The organism is Psychrobacillus sp. L3 (assembly GCF_042945595.1).
In the GTDB taxonomy this organism is placed as follows: Bacteria; Bacillota; Bacilli; order Bacillales_A; family Planococcaceae; genus Psychrobacillus.
The window spans coordinates 1,728,441-1,744,178 of sequence record NZ_CP168493.1 but is presented as its reverse complement, the minus strand read 5'-3'; the positions used below and the strand labels follow the sequence as shown (position 1 = coordinate 1,744,178).

Genomic DNA, 15,738 nt, shown 5'->3' with positions numbered 1-15,738 from the left:
TGCTCGATTTTCAGGTGTTTTTGCGTTAATCCTTCTTATAACAACCCCACCGTAGTTTAATAACCTCACTATTCTATATAAATAAAAACCTTTTGTGGGAGTCCTTTATTAAATTTTTATACAAACCACCACAAAAAGACATACCTAAGCATTATTAAATTTTTGTATGATTTTAATTTTCAGTTATGACCTTCACAATCACGAAAACCTAATTAAATAAACTTATTTAACCTATTCATATCATTAAGAGCTATATTCTAAAAGATCACTTGCTTTCCATAAAGCTCACACATTTGCTCACATAATTATTTTTTTGAGTTGATTTTAGTATTTCGTAAAACCTTGATAATATAGGATTATCATACTTAATTTACTGAGTAAAACTTATTTGATTGAGTTACTTAATCCTTCTTGGATCAAAGCTCGCGTTTTCCATCCATAAAGCGGAAAATCAGAGCTTCACCATAGAGAATGAAAATATTGAAAAATCGTCCATACTTATTCTACGGCTAACGAAGATGGTCACGTAGAATGGTGCCATAGAGCCCATCCGTTAGTCTCATTCCAACTATGTCGGTGCTTCACAGACTGTCACACCTTTTACGGATAGCTATTATGGTGGATTAAACCTACTCCGGTTTCGCAAGAAAACCAAGCTTTTTTTTTTGAGATTTATGGAAATCTTAAATTCATATCTCCAATTAAAACAGCAAAGGAGAAAATTTAACCGATTGGATATATTTTACTAATTTTGGTTTAATTCGAAAATCTTACTTAACGGCACCTGAAATTGGATTTACTACTGGTACTTTGGTTATTGAGAAAGTAATGCTAACTTGCTTTTAGATGGTGTTTCGTATTTTACATTTGTGGACTTCTGAATGTAACTACCCCCACCTACACCGTATAAACCGCCATGATTACTAGTAAAGCTATAAACTCGGTATTCTTCGCCTTTTTTCAAAGTACGGACCGTAGTCAATGAACCGTTGCTCTCCATTTTTACCAAGTTTGTATTAGTTAGAATAGTAGCTTTACCTATTTGCCCTAATTTTAGTTCTGTTTTTCCCCACATAACTTTTACAGCGGGTTCATCTAACTTTTTCGTAATGTAAGCAGAGGAAATATAACCTACTAACTTTTGATCTACCGTTTTAACTGGGTACCATACAAATTGGTTTATACTGGTCAAAGATTGGTCATATAAGAAATTTCCATCAATAATCAAGGTAGTATTTTTTGCTAAGGCTTTTGCAACTGAAGAAGTACTAGGTTGTGACCTTAAATTTACAGTGTCTTTTGTTAACAATACCTTGTCTCCTATTTGAAATTGATATGAAGAGACATGCATCTGATCCGCTAATGTATATTCCATGTTTCTGAATACAATATTTTCACTACTCTTAGGGTCATATTCAAAGTCAGCTGTGTTGAAAGGAAACTGCCCTAATTTCGTATTATTTATGTAACTATCCTTTTCTATAAACGCAAAGACTTTTTCTTGATAAGCCTCTATATTCTTCAATCCACTAGACTGATAAAGAGGGCTATTACTAGGCTTTGTACCATTATAAGCCATTACGGGAAAGTACCAATTTTCGATTACTTCTGGTCCGGTCTCTTTTATCTTAGGCAGATCTGTACGATGATACATACTGCTAAGGATTTCGACGCCTGCCTGAATATTGTAGTTGATATCGTATTTCAATTTCTCTTGATCATAGCCTAGTCGATTGGTAATTTGCATAAGACCAATCCCGTTATCTTTTGATATTACAGGCTCGCCATTTTCATCAAATTGTTTCCAACCACCATTTTCTGTTGTAGCCACAGCTTTTACAACTTCTGGTGGAATATTTGCATCTAAAGCCGCATTCGTAAGTAAGCAGTTCATATGCTGAAAAGAAGGATTTTGGCTTGGCTTAATTTCACCATATGATGAACAGTTAGATGCCCGTGTTGACTCAGCGTAAGCTTCTTCATATGACCCACCCAGGAGGATTAAACAAGTTAAGAATCCTGCACTCATTTTGATTGATTTCATAGACTCATTCTCCATTCACTTAATTTTTTATATTTATAGTATATTTTACCATGATAGATTAATATTTCATATAGTATGAGCGACTTCAATTCATGTGATTCAAGAAATGGAGCATACTCTAGTACACTTCATTTGGAGTGTAGAGATTTGGATGTCTCTATTTATGACGAAAAACATATAAGAAAAAGCCTCCCAACAGTTTAACAAACTGATGAAAGGCCTTCTCAAAATGTGGTCATATGAAATTTCATTAAAATTAGTAAGTGGTCACACATTACGAACTGACTCCTTAAATCCATATATATAAGGGTTTTGCTTTTTACAGTTCCTATATTTATATGGGATAATAAATAAAAGAGGTCAAAAAAGTGGTCACTTTTATTGCATCGTAAATTGTTTAAAAGAATCTTTAAAAATACGTGGTCAAAATGTGATTATGAATTTAACACATTTTTTAAAAAACACCTTTTTAAAAAGCATGGAATGTATTGCCCCCAAACAAGAAATTAAAAGTATTAATAGTTTTGAAATTTTAGAATAAAGAGTTATGCTATGTCCATTATTCATGTTTTCAATTTCCAATAATTCATTTTGTTGTTTCATTTTTATCATGTTCAATACTTTATTCTCTATTAAACTACAAAGAATGAAGATGGTTAGGAAGTGTTAATACTGATACTGACCGTAATCCATTACCTAATTAATTTACGTGCTCCTCATTTTTTTTACAATTGATCTCCACAATTAGTTTCTATATATACCACTTAGGCTTTAATTTACTAAAGTAATCATGATCTTCTAAAAACATATACATCTTATCTAACATGTTATTCATATCGTTTGGAATAGTTTTTAAAGTCCAAACTACTGTTGAAAATACGCACATAGCTAGATAAAGTGAATACATCCTCCAAAAGTATTTATCGGGCTCTTCATTATTAAAATACCCTCTTATTTGTCCAATTGAAAAAGGAACACTTACTTCTCTACTAAAAATTCCTATTTTAAGAAATTCATGAATTGGATCGCCCCAATCGTATCTGTTAAAGTCAATGACTCCCGAGAATTCCTTATTATTAACGATGATATTTCCAACATGGAAATCATCATGTTGGAATAGATTGGGCCGTTGTTTCATTAGGTAAATGTTCTGATCAATAAAGTCCATTATTTTTTGATCATTTTTTACTTTAACGCCACATTCTATGTAAGCATCTATATATCTCTTATGTTTTTTCACTTTTCTTGAATACCACGAAGAGACATGGGTTGGGGCAACACATTGGTGCATTTTCTTTAATTCTTCTCCAGCTCTCCTACCAATATTAAACTGTTCTAGATCTGAGTAATTTCGGATTTCTTCTTCAGCATCTTTACCTTCTATATAGGTTGTAATCATATACCCTTGATTACCTATCTTACCAATAGAAATCGGTCGTGAGCACATAACATTGTAAATCTGCATTGTTCTCAAAATAGAATACTCTGTCTTTTTAGATTCAAACTCTGTTAGGTTAAACAATCGAAGAAGTAACTTATAATTATCAAAATGTATTAGATTCTTTTCATCTGATGAAAATCCTTTTTTAATTTGAACTATATCTCTAAAATTACTAATAATAGGAATCTGTTTTGCTAAAGTTTCTATCATTTTCTCACCTCTGTATTTTGAGTGATAAAGTATATCTGTATATTATTTTCAGTTATTGTTTTGATAATAAATCAGAAAATCCGTCCATTCATCGTTTTCTAAGGAGAATTGTTCTCTATTGCATTCAAAAGCAAATTCAGCCCGCTCAGCTAATCTTTTAGAGGGTTCATTATCCGTATTTATATGCAATTCAATACGATGAAAATTTAATTCAGAGAAAAATAGTTTAGTTGCTGCTTTCACACTCTCAACACCATACCCATTTTTCCAAAACTGATTATGTATCGAATATCCCATCATTGCCCATTGATAATCCATTCTTAGAATTGTGATTAATTCTACTTTTCCAACATTTGCTCCATCTTCTTTTCGAAATACCCCTAATATGTACATTTCATCCTTTTCAGCAGCTTGTCGAAACCCATCAATCCATTTGACAAACCATTCCTCAGTAGAATAAGACATATCCGAATATCCATCATCGTGCTTGTATTGCGATGGTAACCGATTATCGAACCCTGCATACCAATTTGCATAATCATCGTTTTCAAAAGGTCTTATATTAAGTCGCTCAGTCTCGATATATAATTTTGTTTTTTCCATCAGATATTCCCTCCAGAAATAAGTAAAAGTATTATTTTCTTTTCTATCAAAAGCTACTCATCAGCCTTTAAAAGCTGATGAGTAGCTGGTCTCACTTATATACAAGTACTAATTATCGACTAATAGTTTATAGATAGGAAAAGTGGTCGATAGAAGTTGGTCTAGGTGCTTCTTCTTCTTTGGCAATATTACTTATGTTGGTTGTAAAACTTATGGACAAGATAAAAGCTAAAGATAACCAAATCAATACGTTTTTCTTTTTCATTTCACAAATCCTCCCATTTCGTAATAAAATTTTGTTTAAATAAAATTTGAATCGATTTTTGATAATATAAATCAGCTGCTTTAAACTTACCTTGTTTATAATAGTAGTTCGCCAATAATATCGAATACTTTTGCACATGCCGATCGTCATGTACCATCTCGAAATGATTTATTCCTTTCTTTAATACTACTTCAAATTCATCTGTAGAAGAATGGAGAGCTCTATATATTTCTAAATGACAATAATAGGAATGGTATTCTGTATGATATTTATTCTTAATATCCTCCATTGCCTCAAAGCCTTTTTTACACCATCTTAGGACCTCTACATAATTAGTTTGCTTAGAGTACTCCTTAATGATTGAAAGAATAGTTATCAAACATCCTTCCGCATTAAAGTTTTCTTCTTTGCTTTTTAAACTGAGCTTATAATACTCAATTGCCTTATCATGACTCTCCTGAATTGCATGCAATGAACCAATATTCTGATATACCACCCCTTCATAATTAACCACTTTATAATCTATCACTAATTTTTTTGCTAGATTATAGTTTTTATTTGCTTCTTCGTATCTTCTCATTTTTTTATGTGCCATACCTACTACGATATAGCTATCTATAGCTCTTTCAAATAAGAGATTGTCTTTATAGTACATCAAAGATTTTGATGCGTAATTAATTGTGTTAAAAAATTCATTACATTTAAAGTAAATCAAACTAAGCACATTGTGAAAATCAGCTACCTCCCATTCTTCATTCGAAACATTATTCACAAATTTCAGGGATCTCTCTAATCTGCTTAGCGCTTTGTAATAGTCACCATTTAAATAAAAATAAATTCCTGTATTTAAATTTGATAAAAATCTTTGCTTTTCGTCAAAATTCTCTTCCGTTTTTATGATCACATCATATGCGGATTGTAAGATTTCTTTCTTTTCATTCAGTATTAACATTAATCGAAACATATAAAGGTTATAGGTATAAAAATTGGTTAGTTTCAAAAAGTAAATCTTCTGAACGAAAAACTCGTTTAAGGATGCTCTGATCCATTCCTTATCCCTTTGAATGATTGCTATTTTATATTGTTCATAAAAAGCTTCGATAAACTTATCTTCCTCTTCATTTGACAACTTACCTATCTCTAAATTCAGCCTTTTCAGTAAAAATGTTATTACTTCATCACTCGCAACCGTGGAATTATTCTCAATTTTACTGAGATAGGAAGTAGAACAGATCCCCTTTGCTAATACGGATTGTTTGATTTTTTGGTTTAATCTCTCTTGTCTGATGATATATCCTATACTACTCATTTTTCCCCACCTCTATGAACGTAGTACATATATTAGTTCTTTAAAAGTATTAAAAACCCTTTATCAATCGCTCGACATTTTACTACGAAGTTAATTCGGTGATTAACAAGTATAGTATATAGATATGTTCGGAATCCAAAAATTATTATGTATTATTAAAATTTCCTTCTTTTATGAAATTAGAAGTATTTACATACAAATAAATGTAAGTATAAAACAATATTTCCCAACTTATTTTTGTTCTATATACGTTTGTTTTTTAGCAATATTTAGGAAAGAACAACTACTTATTACTAAATATTCATGTTACTAAACTGCAACTTACGGAGCATGATAGCCAACCATCTAATGCGTGTACGTTATGCAATCATCATATGCACACCATATTTTTTTATTTAATTTTTATTTTGAAGAGTGGTTGTTAATAACACGTAGAAATTCCCTTTATAGGACAAGATATATCTTAAAATTAGGATGTAACACATTATTTTTCACACGCCAAATCAGAAATTAGATTCTTATTTGTGGAGGAGTGATAAAATGAATTCCGAAAAACAGAAGATAATACAAGAGTTTTTAAGATGCCCTTCCAACAGAACACTATTTGAAGAGTTCAAAACTACTAATTCAGAAGAAATAAAACTACAGATTGATTCAAAATTTAAAAAACATTACCAAAACTACAGAATTATATCCTATCTAATAAAAGTTTTACACTATGAGAGTAAACATTTTGATAGAAAGATGCGCGATTATAGTAATGGAAACCAATTAATTCTTACTAGTGATTTCGAAAATTTAGATTTTCATCCAATTTACCCCGAAAAATCATTTTCCGATTCAATTGGTTTATCTGAAGACATTATTGACCATATATCTAGTGATAACTTAATTAATTGTTTAAGAAAATTGACAGATAGACAAAAGGAAATACTCTCACTTGTTTATGTGAGGAAAATGACAGATAAAGAAATTGCTCAATATTTAGGTATTACTCAACAAGCTGTCTCAAAGACAAGAAGAAATGTAATTAAAAATATTAGAAAGGAGATTACTTATGCTTGATTCAGGGAACATCGTACAATTAATTGGCAACTTTGGATTTCCGATTGTCGTTACTATCTATCTCTTACATCGTTTCGAAAATAAAATAGAATCCCTTGAAAATGCCATCCACAGCATAGAGAATGTTGTGAATAGTAGTATTGAAAAAAGAAAAGGAGGTAAATAAATGGACGAAACTGAAATTCTGTCAATTTTAAAACAGCTGGAACCCAAACTGCAAAGTGTATTATTTCAAACAAGTAATGACTACCGTGAGGACCTAGAACAGGATTTAACAGAACGTATCATCAACATAATTAAAAATAATATCAACCTTGAAGTTCCAGGCTTTTTTGACTTCATAGGAGAAGAACTGATGCTAGACTATTCTGGAGGACTAACGAGGTGCTGAAAAAATTCTTTATTATTTGCTATTTAATAAGTTGATTATGTTACTAACGCTTCAATTAATCATTGGAGTTACCCCCATCCTAATATGAACTGCACCACAATTGTTAGACAAGACTAACAATCGATGGTGCAGTTTCTATGTACGTTATATTTGAAGTATGAACGTGCAAACATACCAATATTATTACTTCCCTATAACAAAAACTGATCGTATTATTTCTCTCTTCTAAAATGAGCAATTTTCCGGAATATCCTCTTAGACAACCTATAATTAGTACTCCACATCTGTATAAATGGATTGTTCTATAGTTGGAAAGAGCTTATATATGCTTATATGGATTATCGACTCTATCTCTTTTTTAATCTCGTAAAAACCTTTCCAACGAATAGCGGTATTAGCGTCTGTACCATGCCTCAGACCAACTGATATGAAACGTTTCTCAAGCGTTGTAAATCCATTTTCATCCGCTAAAGCATCACATAGGGTAATTACCTTATTGTAAAAATCATAATTTCCATTCCTGTTTAAAACTTCCACTAATTTATCCTTCATATACATCGGTACTATTGTCCAATCAGCAGCGGTTTCAATATTTTTATTCTCACAAGGGAACGAATGTGTCACGCATATATTTGCGTTTCCGTTATAACCAAGTTCGTCCATGAACTTATAACCATCGTAGGAGTGAATAACTGATTTTGTATACCCGTTGTATCTACCAATATCGTGAAGTAACCCAGCATTATATGCAATATCACAATCTAGATTATGCCCCTTTTTTGTGAGTTCAAATACAATATATTCAGCAGCATTTGCGACATTAAGTGAGTGTTTATACCAAGGTCCTGGATTAAGTTGGTTAGCATGATCCAGTAATTCTCTGGCATAAGTTCGATCTAGAATATATTTCATCGTCTATTCTGATGTATACTTTCTTGTAAAAATTGTTTGAAACCATTAATTTCTTTAAATACTTGGTTCGGTTGTGTAGTAAACTCAGCTGTTTGATAATCCTCCAACCATTGTACGCCAATTGTAAACACGCCAGATTGCAAACCCGCTACTATATCTGCCTCGCTGTCCCCTATGAATATTGCATCCTCTTTTTGGACACTTAAGAGTGATAATGCCTTAATAACTCCCTCTGGATGAGGTTTCGGATCTGTCACATCATCACCTGTTACTATTACTTCAAACAAGTCTTCCATCTTAAGTGCTCTTAACGAAATATCTAAGCTTCTCTTTGCTTTTCCTGTGACGATAGCAAGCTTTAATCCCAAATTTTTTATATATTTTAACAAATCATCCATTTCATGATTTTGTTTGACCAATTGCAGATGGTTTTCTAAGTACTTTTCATAATACATCTCAATTGCTTGCTCTTTGTTCATATTAATAAGGTTCTGCCAAATAATCCCTGTCTCCGAGGGACCAAACATAGTCTTAATATCTTCATTTGAAAGGTCTCTGTTGTCAAACTCTTTAAATACACTTTGAAATGAGTGAAAACAAATAGGCAAAGTATTAGCAAGAGTTCCATCAAAGTCAAAAATAATTGCTTTCATATTTCGCACTTCCTTTTCGTTTTTTTATCAATCAGCAAACTCATTATAAATATCAATATACAGTACAACATAACCACAGTTTGGGCAAACAGCTGCTTTGGGTTTGGCTGATATACTCTTAAGCAATCCTCTTCTTCTTTTCTTTACTTTTATCCCGTACATGACACCTTCTACTAATACATCACAGCCTTCAGTCATTTCTGATTGGTATTGGTTGCATATTTCCACCAAAATCATACCTCTACTACTTTGAATGCTTTTTTAATTGAAAAATTCCATATGCCCTTTTTCCTGTTTATAATAATCCATTCTGTCTTGTAGACTTCCAGTATGGAATTCAAATTTATGTCCATCTAAATCAGTAAAGTAAATTGATTTTTTATCTTTTGCATTTCTTTGACGGCCTGAAAGTATATTTATATTTAAATCCTGTAGTTTTTTATATGTATTGTCAAAGTCTGCTTCTTCTATTGAAAAAGCTATATGTGTGTAGGAATCATTTATTTCATTACGAGGTATATCTTTTTCTTCATTCAAAGCAAGCCACATACCATTTAGGTCAAAATAGGCTGTACTTCTTCCTTTCACTAATAGCTTTGCTTCAAAAACATCTTGATAGAACTTAATTGATTTTTCTAGATTGGACACAGAAAATAACAGATGATTTAAACCTTTTATAGTCATTCATTTATCTCCACAAGTAAATTTTTCGAAATTTTCTTTTGGATTACTAATTTTATTTTCTATTAAAAAATTGGCATTACGTTTGATCATTTCTATATAGTCATATTCTGTATTTTCACTTGCAGTTAACTGAGCGAGTTCATTTAAATTCCCTACTATTTCTGAAGTATCGGATAATAAATCTACTGTTATAGTTAAATACAACTTATTATTAAAAGAAACTGTTCCTGTAACTCTTTTCTTGTCTATATTTACGTATGGATAATCTAATTTAACCCCAAGTGATTTGTATATTGTATAGCCAGTGTTTGATAAGTTCACTTCATTTTCATCTATTCTTTTTGCTTCAATTAAATGCTTTTCATGAAAAGTGAGTTTGTATATATCAGGCATTGCAAGCTGCTCCCAGAAATGAACATCATACTGTGGATCAAAATAATTCATGATTAATACCATAATGTTGCCATGCGTTCCGATAGCTACGTTTTGACCCTTGTATTTATCAAGAACTTGAATCGTTGCTGAAACACCTCTTTCCTGAGCAATGTTATTTGATTCACCACCATCTAAAGAAAAATCAAAATTAGACCATACTTTTTTGATCGCTTCATTAAAGTCTGCTATTGGCTGGTCCGACAATAACCGTTCCTTAAAACCATCAACAATTTCGATATCTTGACCTAATTCTTCAGCAATTCCTTCAACTGTTTGTAAAGCTCTTTTAAATGGGCTAGAAATGACATGATCGATATTCTCCATTTTCAGAAGTATAGTCATTTTCTTTGCATCTGACATTCCACGTTCAGACAAAGGTCTTCCAAGCTCGTCTGGTGTATAGGTAGAATGTGCATGTCTGACAAAATATAAATTTGTAATCAAAAATAATTCAACCTCCTAGTTAGTTCTTTTAGCAAATATACTTTTCATAAACGGCTCCTTTAAATCGGTATATTCCGTTATTTTCAACCTTTTATACTCTTCTCTAGCATTTTCATTTGCATTTAAATAATCTCTGAAAAATACAAGGTTTCTCCAAAGTACTTTGTCATAATCAACTACATGAATAAAATGTATTTTTACTTCAAACGTATCATCCCTAAATTTCGCGAATACGATTTCGCTTGGTCTCTCCAATTTAAGTCTTAAAAAGTTCATCTTTAATTCTAATAAATTCTGAATTCCATTCATTTGAATAAGGCATAAGTTTCACTTCGTTTTTATATAAACCAAGCTTCTATTCATTTCTCCTCTCTTTTTTAATCAATTGGAAACCTACATAGAGAACTAACCATTTTTCAATTCTATTTCATTCAAATATAGTTGCAGCAAAGGGTTAGTAAAAGAATCAAAGCTATCGAAGTTGCATAAATCAACCCATGCTGTTTCAAGAATATCTTTGTTATATTCTTTCTCTCTATCAAGAAAAAGTTCTTCATCCATGATTTCTGCTACATATGTGTATTTAAAATTTTCTTCATGTAGTAGTTTTGTTGTTTGAACATCGTATCCAGTTTCCTCTTTTACTTCTCTGACGCAACCTTGTTCAGGTGTTTCATTTTCTTTTACGCCACCACCTGGAAAATTCCAAACAATATTACCTCTTTGGACATACTACTTAACCATTAAAACACTATTATCTTGAACGATTATTCCTTGAGCAATCATTGGTAGAACCTCCAAATTTCTTCACTCTTCCCCATAATTGGAATCAAAAAATCTTCTGATATGTTATCCATGTAGGACAAGGTTCGAATGGAAGAGCCCCAAGTGAAAACATTGCATATGGACTAGTAGTATCAAATTCTCCTTGTAAGAATTCAACATTATGCTCTTTTGCATAATGTAGTTGTTTAAGAAGCAAGGATTGGAGGAAATCAAATTTCACACTTCCACACCAGCCCAATTCAAGTGTATAAGGTTGATCAGATTCGTGAAGAAAAGAATATGCTTTAATATTTTGTTCTAATTTATCCAAATAGATGAAGCTACCATCTACTATGACATCATCAACCAAAAGCTGTTCCCATTCTTCCAACGATTTTTCTGCTACAGGATTATCCAAATGCGTCTCTTCATAAGTCTTTCTAACGAAGTGCAGTAGTTTAATTTTCAAAGTTGGATTTAATAATATTTCTTTCAACGTCTTGATAGAACAATCATCCACAATCTCTAGATCTACTGCGTCTACTTTCAGAACTGGCATATAAGTTCTTCTAATTTCTTTAAATCCATTTGATTCGTAAAATTGTTTCAGATTAGTAGCTGTTTCCCAAATCGACGTTTGTAAAGGAAGATTTTGTTTTCCCAATTTAGCAATCAGCTTACTTTCTATATTCCAACTACTATATAGAGGATTTGCTAAAAGTCGAAAATATGTACAGTATGGATGAAAATCATTTTTCCAAGCCATTATTACCCCAACCAGTTTGCCTTCAATATATGCAGTATGTTTGAATACCAATTTAGTACTTTTTAATATTCCAAGCAAAAAATAATCTTCCTGACAAAACTCAATTAGCTCTCTTATTTGTTCCTCATCTATTTCATGTGATGAATAAGTAATTTTCTCCACCTTTTAAATCAACTCCGGATAGATTTCTCTGATAAAGTCTGGTATGTCTGGCTCTTGTACACTCGCCATTTCCGAGAAACTCATACCTTTAGTCAATAATAATTGAACAATTTCCCAACCCATAAAATAAGCTTCTCTTTCATGTTGAGTTGTACCAGTACCAAATGTAAATCTTTCAACTGCCTCAGATGAAGAATCATTTAGGAATGGTAAAGCACCTTTGAATATTTCTTTTTTATTTGCTATACAAGAATCAAGCCATCCTTCTTTATGTTCTATATAGTCATAGTCTGGCATCCCAGGAACTAGGTACTTACTAATCTGTGTCGCTAGGCCTTCTTGCAAAATAGTAGAGCCTATCGTACGTTCCCATTCGGTCGCTAAGTTTGCTGTATGAGTGTGGACAACATGCGTTAATTCATGTACAAGTGTAATTTCTGTTACGCCCTCTTCTATTGGTAAACACAATGCTAATTTCTTATATGCAGTAGGAGCAACAAAAGCATTATTTTCCATTGCACCTACAAAGTAAATGACCACTAAATTTATCGGTTCAAAACAATTTAACAACGACTTAACTTGTTTTAAATAGAGTTGCAGTTTTGTTTCATCGGGTTTCCATTGTTTTATTGATTCCATTTTTGCATCATATTGTGGCCAAGCCTGCTCAAGTAATGATCTAGCTATTTTTCTACCTGCATCTCCAGGTGGTACTGCTGCGAAATTATAATGTTGCTCCCAAAGAGTCCATCGTTGTTCTTCATCTATCACTGGTTGAATTGCTTTATCATAAAAATTCAAAAATTTTGGTACAAGATTAATTATTTCTATATTATCCAAAAAAACACCCCCCTGATAAATATTATTCGTTATGTAGGGTGAAATATCCTTTTATTCAAATATCTAGTCGTCAACTCATACTGGCTGTGCACACCATTTACAACAGGATAACTTTCTTCGAGGACAGTATGCCCATAAAGTGTGGCTATCCGTCCCTAAACAATTAGCATAAGCACATACCAACTCCATCCACCCATAAAGCAAGGATATACGCCCCTAAACGAATTGTATAAGCCCATACCAACTCCACCTACCTCTAAAGTAGTGCTATATAACCATAAAGCTAGGGTATCCACCCCTAAACGGATGGCATAAGCACATACCAACTCCATCTACCCCTATACGAATTGCATATGCCCCTTCCGATTCTATAAACCCATAAAAGGGCGTTATATGAATATCTTGCGCATATACAACAAAATGTTGCGAGTTATGGGTTTTACATAGCGCATAACTAATTATCTGATCAACATGACTTGAAATATGGAGCAAACTTCGAATGAGTACCTCCATTGATCATTTGGTGACCATAATAATACTTTTCATAATTGTTTTCTTAATATGTATTTTCATTCCTTATTATTTTATCATTAAAAGCAGTTCGTTTTGTGATTGTTTGCAATATTGCTATTATGATAATGTAACTATTCGGAAAAAGGAGTTGTTTATAAAAACTATGAGTAAAAAAGTAGAAATCGGTAAAACAGGACTATCCGTAAATCCCGTGGGACTTGGTACCAATGCAGTTGGAGGACATAATCTTTTCCCCAACCTAAATGATGAGACCGGAAAAGAAATAATACGCACTGCTATAAATAATGGAACTGACTTTTTTGATACAGCCTTTATTTACGGTCCGGGAAGATCAGAAGAGTTAATTGGGGAAGTACTGAAAGAAACTGGGAAGCGCCAAGATATTGTTTTGGCTACAAAAGGGGCGCATAAATTTTTGGATGGAAAAGTAGTAGTGGATAATAACCCTAATTTCCTAAGAGAAACAGTTGAAAATAGCTTGAGACGTCTCCAAACAGATTATATCGATTTATTTTATATTCATTTTCCAGATGAAAACACTCCCAAAGTAGAAGCAGTTGGAGTGCTTCACCGATTAAAAGAAGAAGGAAAAATACGTGCTATTGGTGTATCTAACTTTACACTAGATCAATTAATAGAAGGGAACCAAGATGGATATATTGATGTCCTTCAATCGGGTTATAATTTGTTAAAACGTGATGCAGAAAATGATTTAATGCCTTACACTTCCGAGCATAATATTTCCTTTATACCATACTTTCCACTAGCATCGGGTTTACTTACGGGAAAATTTAATAAAGACAGTACTTTTGAAGATGGCCGTTCCAAAAATCCGTTATTCCATGGAGATACATTTGAACGTAATCTTGAAAAAGTAGAACAACTACGACAAATAGCAAATGACAAAAACGTAGCCATTTCAAATATTGTGCTTGCTTGGTATTTAACCCAGGAGGCTATCGATGTAATAATCCCCGGAGCAAAAAAAATGGAGCAAGTACTAGATAATATAAAGACCTTAGAAGTGCAGCTTAGCCTGCAAGAAATAAAAGAAATCGACCAAATCTTCCAATAATCTTTGAGATGTTGTCTTTAAGGTCATTCAATTGGCTAAAAGACAACTTTTTTATCACGTTCCGTGAATGGTATGTCTCGTTTAATATTGTAATAACTACTAATAAAATGTTCTTCCTTCCTCCATCAAATGGCAGATCAAGACCAAATTCACGAAATCGAAACTAAATCACAAATCTGCCTATCTAATAAGGGGGCATCCATCATCGGACAGCCCCCTCAGAATTACCCCCACTCATAAGGTGTTTCTTGGTAAACATAATAATTCAACCAATTTGAAAATAATAAATGCGTATGGGAACGCCAAGAATTTATTGGTTGTTTCTTTGGATCATCGTCTGGAAAATAATTTTTAGGTACATCGATTTCAAGTCCTTTATTCCTATCACGATTATATTCTTCTGCGAGCGTACCAGCATCGTACTCTAAATGTCCCGTAATCATAATATGTCCATTATCTTCTGACAACACAATGAACACTCCAGCATCTTCCGACTTTGCAAGAAGCGTTAATCGTGGATCATTTTGAATTTGCTCCAAAGATACGGCCGTATAACGTGAATGAGGAGCATTAAATTCATCATTAAATCCTCGAACAAGATTGTTTGTTGGATCGGAAATTCGGTGTGTATATACACCAGAGCACTTTTGAGGCAACTCATATTTGTCAACACCATAATGATGATACAAAGCAGCTTGCGCTCCCCAACATATATGTAAAACGGATGTCACATTTGTTTTGGTCCAATCCATAATTTTAGTTATTTCTTCCCAGTAATCCACTGCTTCAAATGCTAAATGTTCAATTGGTGCTCCAGTAATGATCATCCCGTCATAACGCTTATGTTTTATTTGTTCAAAAGTAGTGTAAAACGAATCTAAATGCGTTTTGCTGACATTTTTCGATTCATGCGTTGCTGTATTCAAAAATGTCACATTTACTTGAAGTGGTGTATTTCCTAAAAGTCTTAATAATTGCAATTCGGTTCTTTCTTTTTCAGGCATTAAATTTAAAATAATAATGTTTAAAGGGCGTATATCCTGAGTGGAAGCGCGGTCTTCATCCATCACAAATATTTTTTCTTTCTTTAGTAATTCAGCAGCAGGTAATTGCTGCGGGATGTTAATAGGCATCATTTTT

Annotated in this window: 19 protein-coding genes and 1 pseudogene; 4 read left to right on the top strand and 16 right to left on the bottom strand. The window is 32.6% G+C overall.

Going from position 1 to position 15,738, the window contains the following annotated elements; all coding sequences use genetic code 11:
* Positions 1–814: 814 nt before the first annotated feature.
* The 5 genes from ACEPXD_RS08340 to ACEPXD_RS08320 form a co-directional block, all read right to left on the bottom strand.
* Complete coding sequence (locus ACEPXD_RS08340; protein ID WP_391122250.1) at positions 815–2,044, bottom strand: transglycosylase SLT domain-containing protein; 1,230 nt, start codon at positions 2,042–2,044, stop codon at positions 815–817.
* 751 nt (positions 2,045–2,795) lie between these two features.
* Complete coding sequence (locus ACEPXD_RS08335; RefSeq protein WP_391122247.1) at positions 2,796–3,695, bottom strand: aminoglycoside phosphotransferase family protein; 900 nt, start codon at positions 3,693–3,695, stop codon at positions 2,796–2,798.
* A 48-nt stretch (positions 3,696–3,743) separates the two neighbouring features.
* Positions 3,744–4,298 carry a GNAT family N-acetyltransferase gene (locus tag ACEPXD_RS08330; protein WP_391122244.1) on the bottom strand — a complete coding sequence of 185 codons (555 nt, stop codon included), beginning with the start codon at positions 4,296–4,298 and terminating at the stop codon, positions 3,744–3,746.
* A 127-nt stretch (positions 4,299–4,425) separates the two neighbouring features.
* Positions 4,426–4,563 carry a hypothetical protein gene (locus ACEPXD_RS08325; protein WP_391122241.1) on the bottom strand — a complete coding sequence of 46 codons (138 nt, stop codon included), beginning with the start codon at positions 4,561–4,563 and terminating at the stop codon, positions 4,426–4,428.
* A 1-nt stretch (position 4,564) separates the two neighbouring features.
* Positions 4,565–5,872 (bottom strand): tetratricopeptide repeat protein, encoded by a 1,308-nt coding sequence (locus ACEPXD_RS08320; protein WP_391122238.1) that lies wholly within the window; start codon positions 5,870–5,872, stop codon positions 4,565–4,567.
* 540 nt (positions 5,873–6,412) lie between these two features.
* On the opposite strand from ACEPXD_RS08320, the gene ACEPXD_RS08315 reads away from it, so the two are divergent.
* The 3 genes from ACEPXD_RS08315 to ACEPXD_RS08305 are packed head-to-tail and all read left to right on the top strand — an operon-like array spanning position 6,413 to position 7,328.
* Positions 6,413–6,937 (top strand): sigma-70 family RNA polymerase sigma factor, encoded by a 525-nt coding sequence (locus ACEPXD_RS08315; RefSeq protein ID WP_391122235.1) that lies wholly within the window; start codon positions 6,413–6,415, stop codon positions 6,935–6,937.
* A complete protein-coding gene (locus ACEPXD_RS08310) occupies positions 6,930–7,103 on the top strand; it encodes a YvrJ family protein (protein WP_391122233.1) in 174 nt (57 codons plus the stop codon). The genes ACEPXD_RS08315 and ACEPXD_RS08310 overlap by 8 nt, the downstream gene beginning before the upstream one ends.
* Positions 7,104–7,328: a hypothetical protein gene (locus ACEPXD_RS08305; protein ID WP_391122230.1), complete on the top strand. Its 225-nt coding sequence runs from the start codon at positions 7,104–7,106 to the stop codon at positions 7,326–7,328.
* A 270-nt stretch (positions 7,329–7,598) separates the two neighbouring features.
* Here the strand turns inward: ACEPXD_RS08305 and ACEPXD_RS08300 are convergent, their stop codons facing one another.
* From ACEPXD_RS08300 to ACEPXD_RS08255, 10 genes and pseudogenes are all read right to left on the bottom strand, one after another.
* The gene (locus ACEPXD_RS08300; RefSeq protein ID WP_391122227.1) at positions 7,599–8,240 is read right to left on the bottom strand and encodes an HD domain-containing protein; all 642 of its coding nucleotides are present in this window, start codon (positions 8,238–8,240) and stop codon (positions 7,599–7,601) included.
* Positions 8,237–8,893 carry an HAD family hydrolase gene (locus tag ACEPXD_RS08295; protein ID WP_391122224.1) on the bottom strand — a complete coding sequence of 219 codons (657 nt, stop codon included), beginning with the start codon at positions 8,891–8,893 and terminating at the stop codon, positions 8,237–8,239. The genes ACEPXD_RS08300 and ACEPXD_RS08295 overlap by 4 nt, the downstream gene beginning before the upstream one ends.
* A gap of 27 nt (positions 8,894–8,920) precedes the next feature.
* The gene (locus tag ACEPXD_RS08290) at positions 8,921–9,091 is read right to left on the bottom strand and encodes a nucleic acid-binding protein (protein WP_391122221.1); all 171 of its coding nucleotides are present in this window, start codon (positions 9,089–9,091) and stop codon (positions 8,921–8,923) included.
* Between the two features lie 63 nt (positions 9,092–9,154).
* Positions 9,155–9,577: a FosM family fosfomycin resistance protein gene (gene fosM / locus ACEPXD_RS08285; protein WP_391122219.1), complete on the bottom strand. Its 423-nt coding sequence runs from the start codon at positions 9,575–9,577 to the stop codon at positions 9,155–9,157.
* A gap of 306 nt (positions 9,578–9,883) precedes the next feature.
* Positions 9,884–10,453, bottom strand: a pseudogene (locus ACEPXD_RS08280) (histidine phosphatase family protein); the annotation flags it as partial.
* Positions 10,454–10,471: 18 nt separating this feature from the next.
* Complete coding sequence (locus ACEPXD_RS08275; RefSeq protein WP_391122216.1) at positions 10,472–10,765, bottom strand: GrpB family protein; 294 nt, start codon at positions 10,763–10,765, stop codon at positions 10,472–10,474.
* Between the two features lie 96 nt (positions 10,766–10,861).
* Entirely contained in the window at positions 10,862–11,170 is a 309-nt protein-coding gene (locus ACEPXD_RS08270) for an NUDIX hydrolase (RefSeq protein ID WP_391123108.1), read from the bottom strand.
* Between the two features lie 115 nt (positions 11,171–11,285).
* Positions 11,286–12,149 (bottom strand): hypothetical protein, encoded by an 864-nt coding sequence (locus ACEPXD_RS08265; RefSeq protein ID WP_391122214.1) that lies wholly within the window; start codon positions 12,147–12,149, stop codon positions 11,286–11,288.
* Positions 12,150–12,152: 3 nt separating this feature from the next.
* The gene (locus ACEPXD_RS08260; RefSeq protein WP_391122211.1) at positions 12,153–12,989 is read right to left on the bottom strand and encodes a hypothetical protein; all 837 of its coding nucleotides are present in this window, start codon (positions 12,987–12,989) and stop codon (positions 12,153–12,155) included.
* Between the two features lie 155 nt (positions 12,990–13,144).
* Complete coding sequence (locus tag ACEPXD_RS08255) at positions 13,145–13,321, bottom strand: hypothetical protein (protein ID WP_391122208.1); 177 nt, start codon at positions 13,319–13,321, stop codon at positions 13,145–13,147.
* 344 nt (positions 13,322–13,665) lie between these two features.
* On the opposite strand from ACEPXD_RS08255, the gene ACEPXD_RS08250 reads away from it, so the two are divergent.
* The gene (locus ACEPXD_RS08250) at positions 13,666–14,598 is read left to right on the top strand and encodes an aldo/keto reductase (RefSeq protein ID WP_391122205.1); all 933 of its coding nucleotides are present in this window, start codon (positions 13,666–13,668) and stop codon (positions 14,596–14,598) included.
* 224 nt (positions 14,599–14,822) lie between these two features.
* Here ACEPXD_RS08250 and metA read toward each other — a convergent pair whose 3' ends face one another.
* A complete protein-coding gene (gene metA / locus ACEPXD_RS08245; protein ID WP_391123105.1) occupies positions 14,823–15,731 on the bottom strand; it encodes a homoserine O-acetyltransferase MetA in 909 nt (302 codons plus the stop codon).
* Positions 15,732–15,738: the final 7 nt, after the last annotated feature.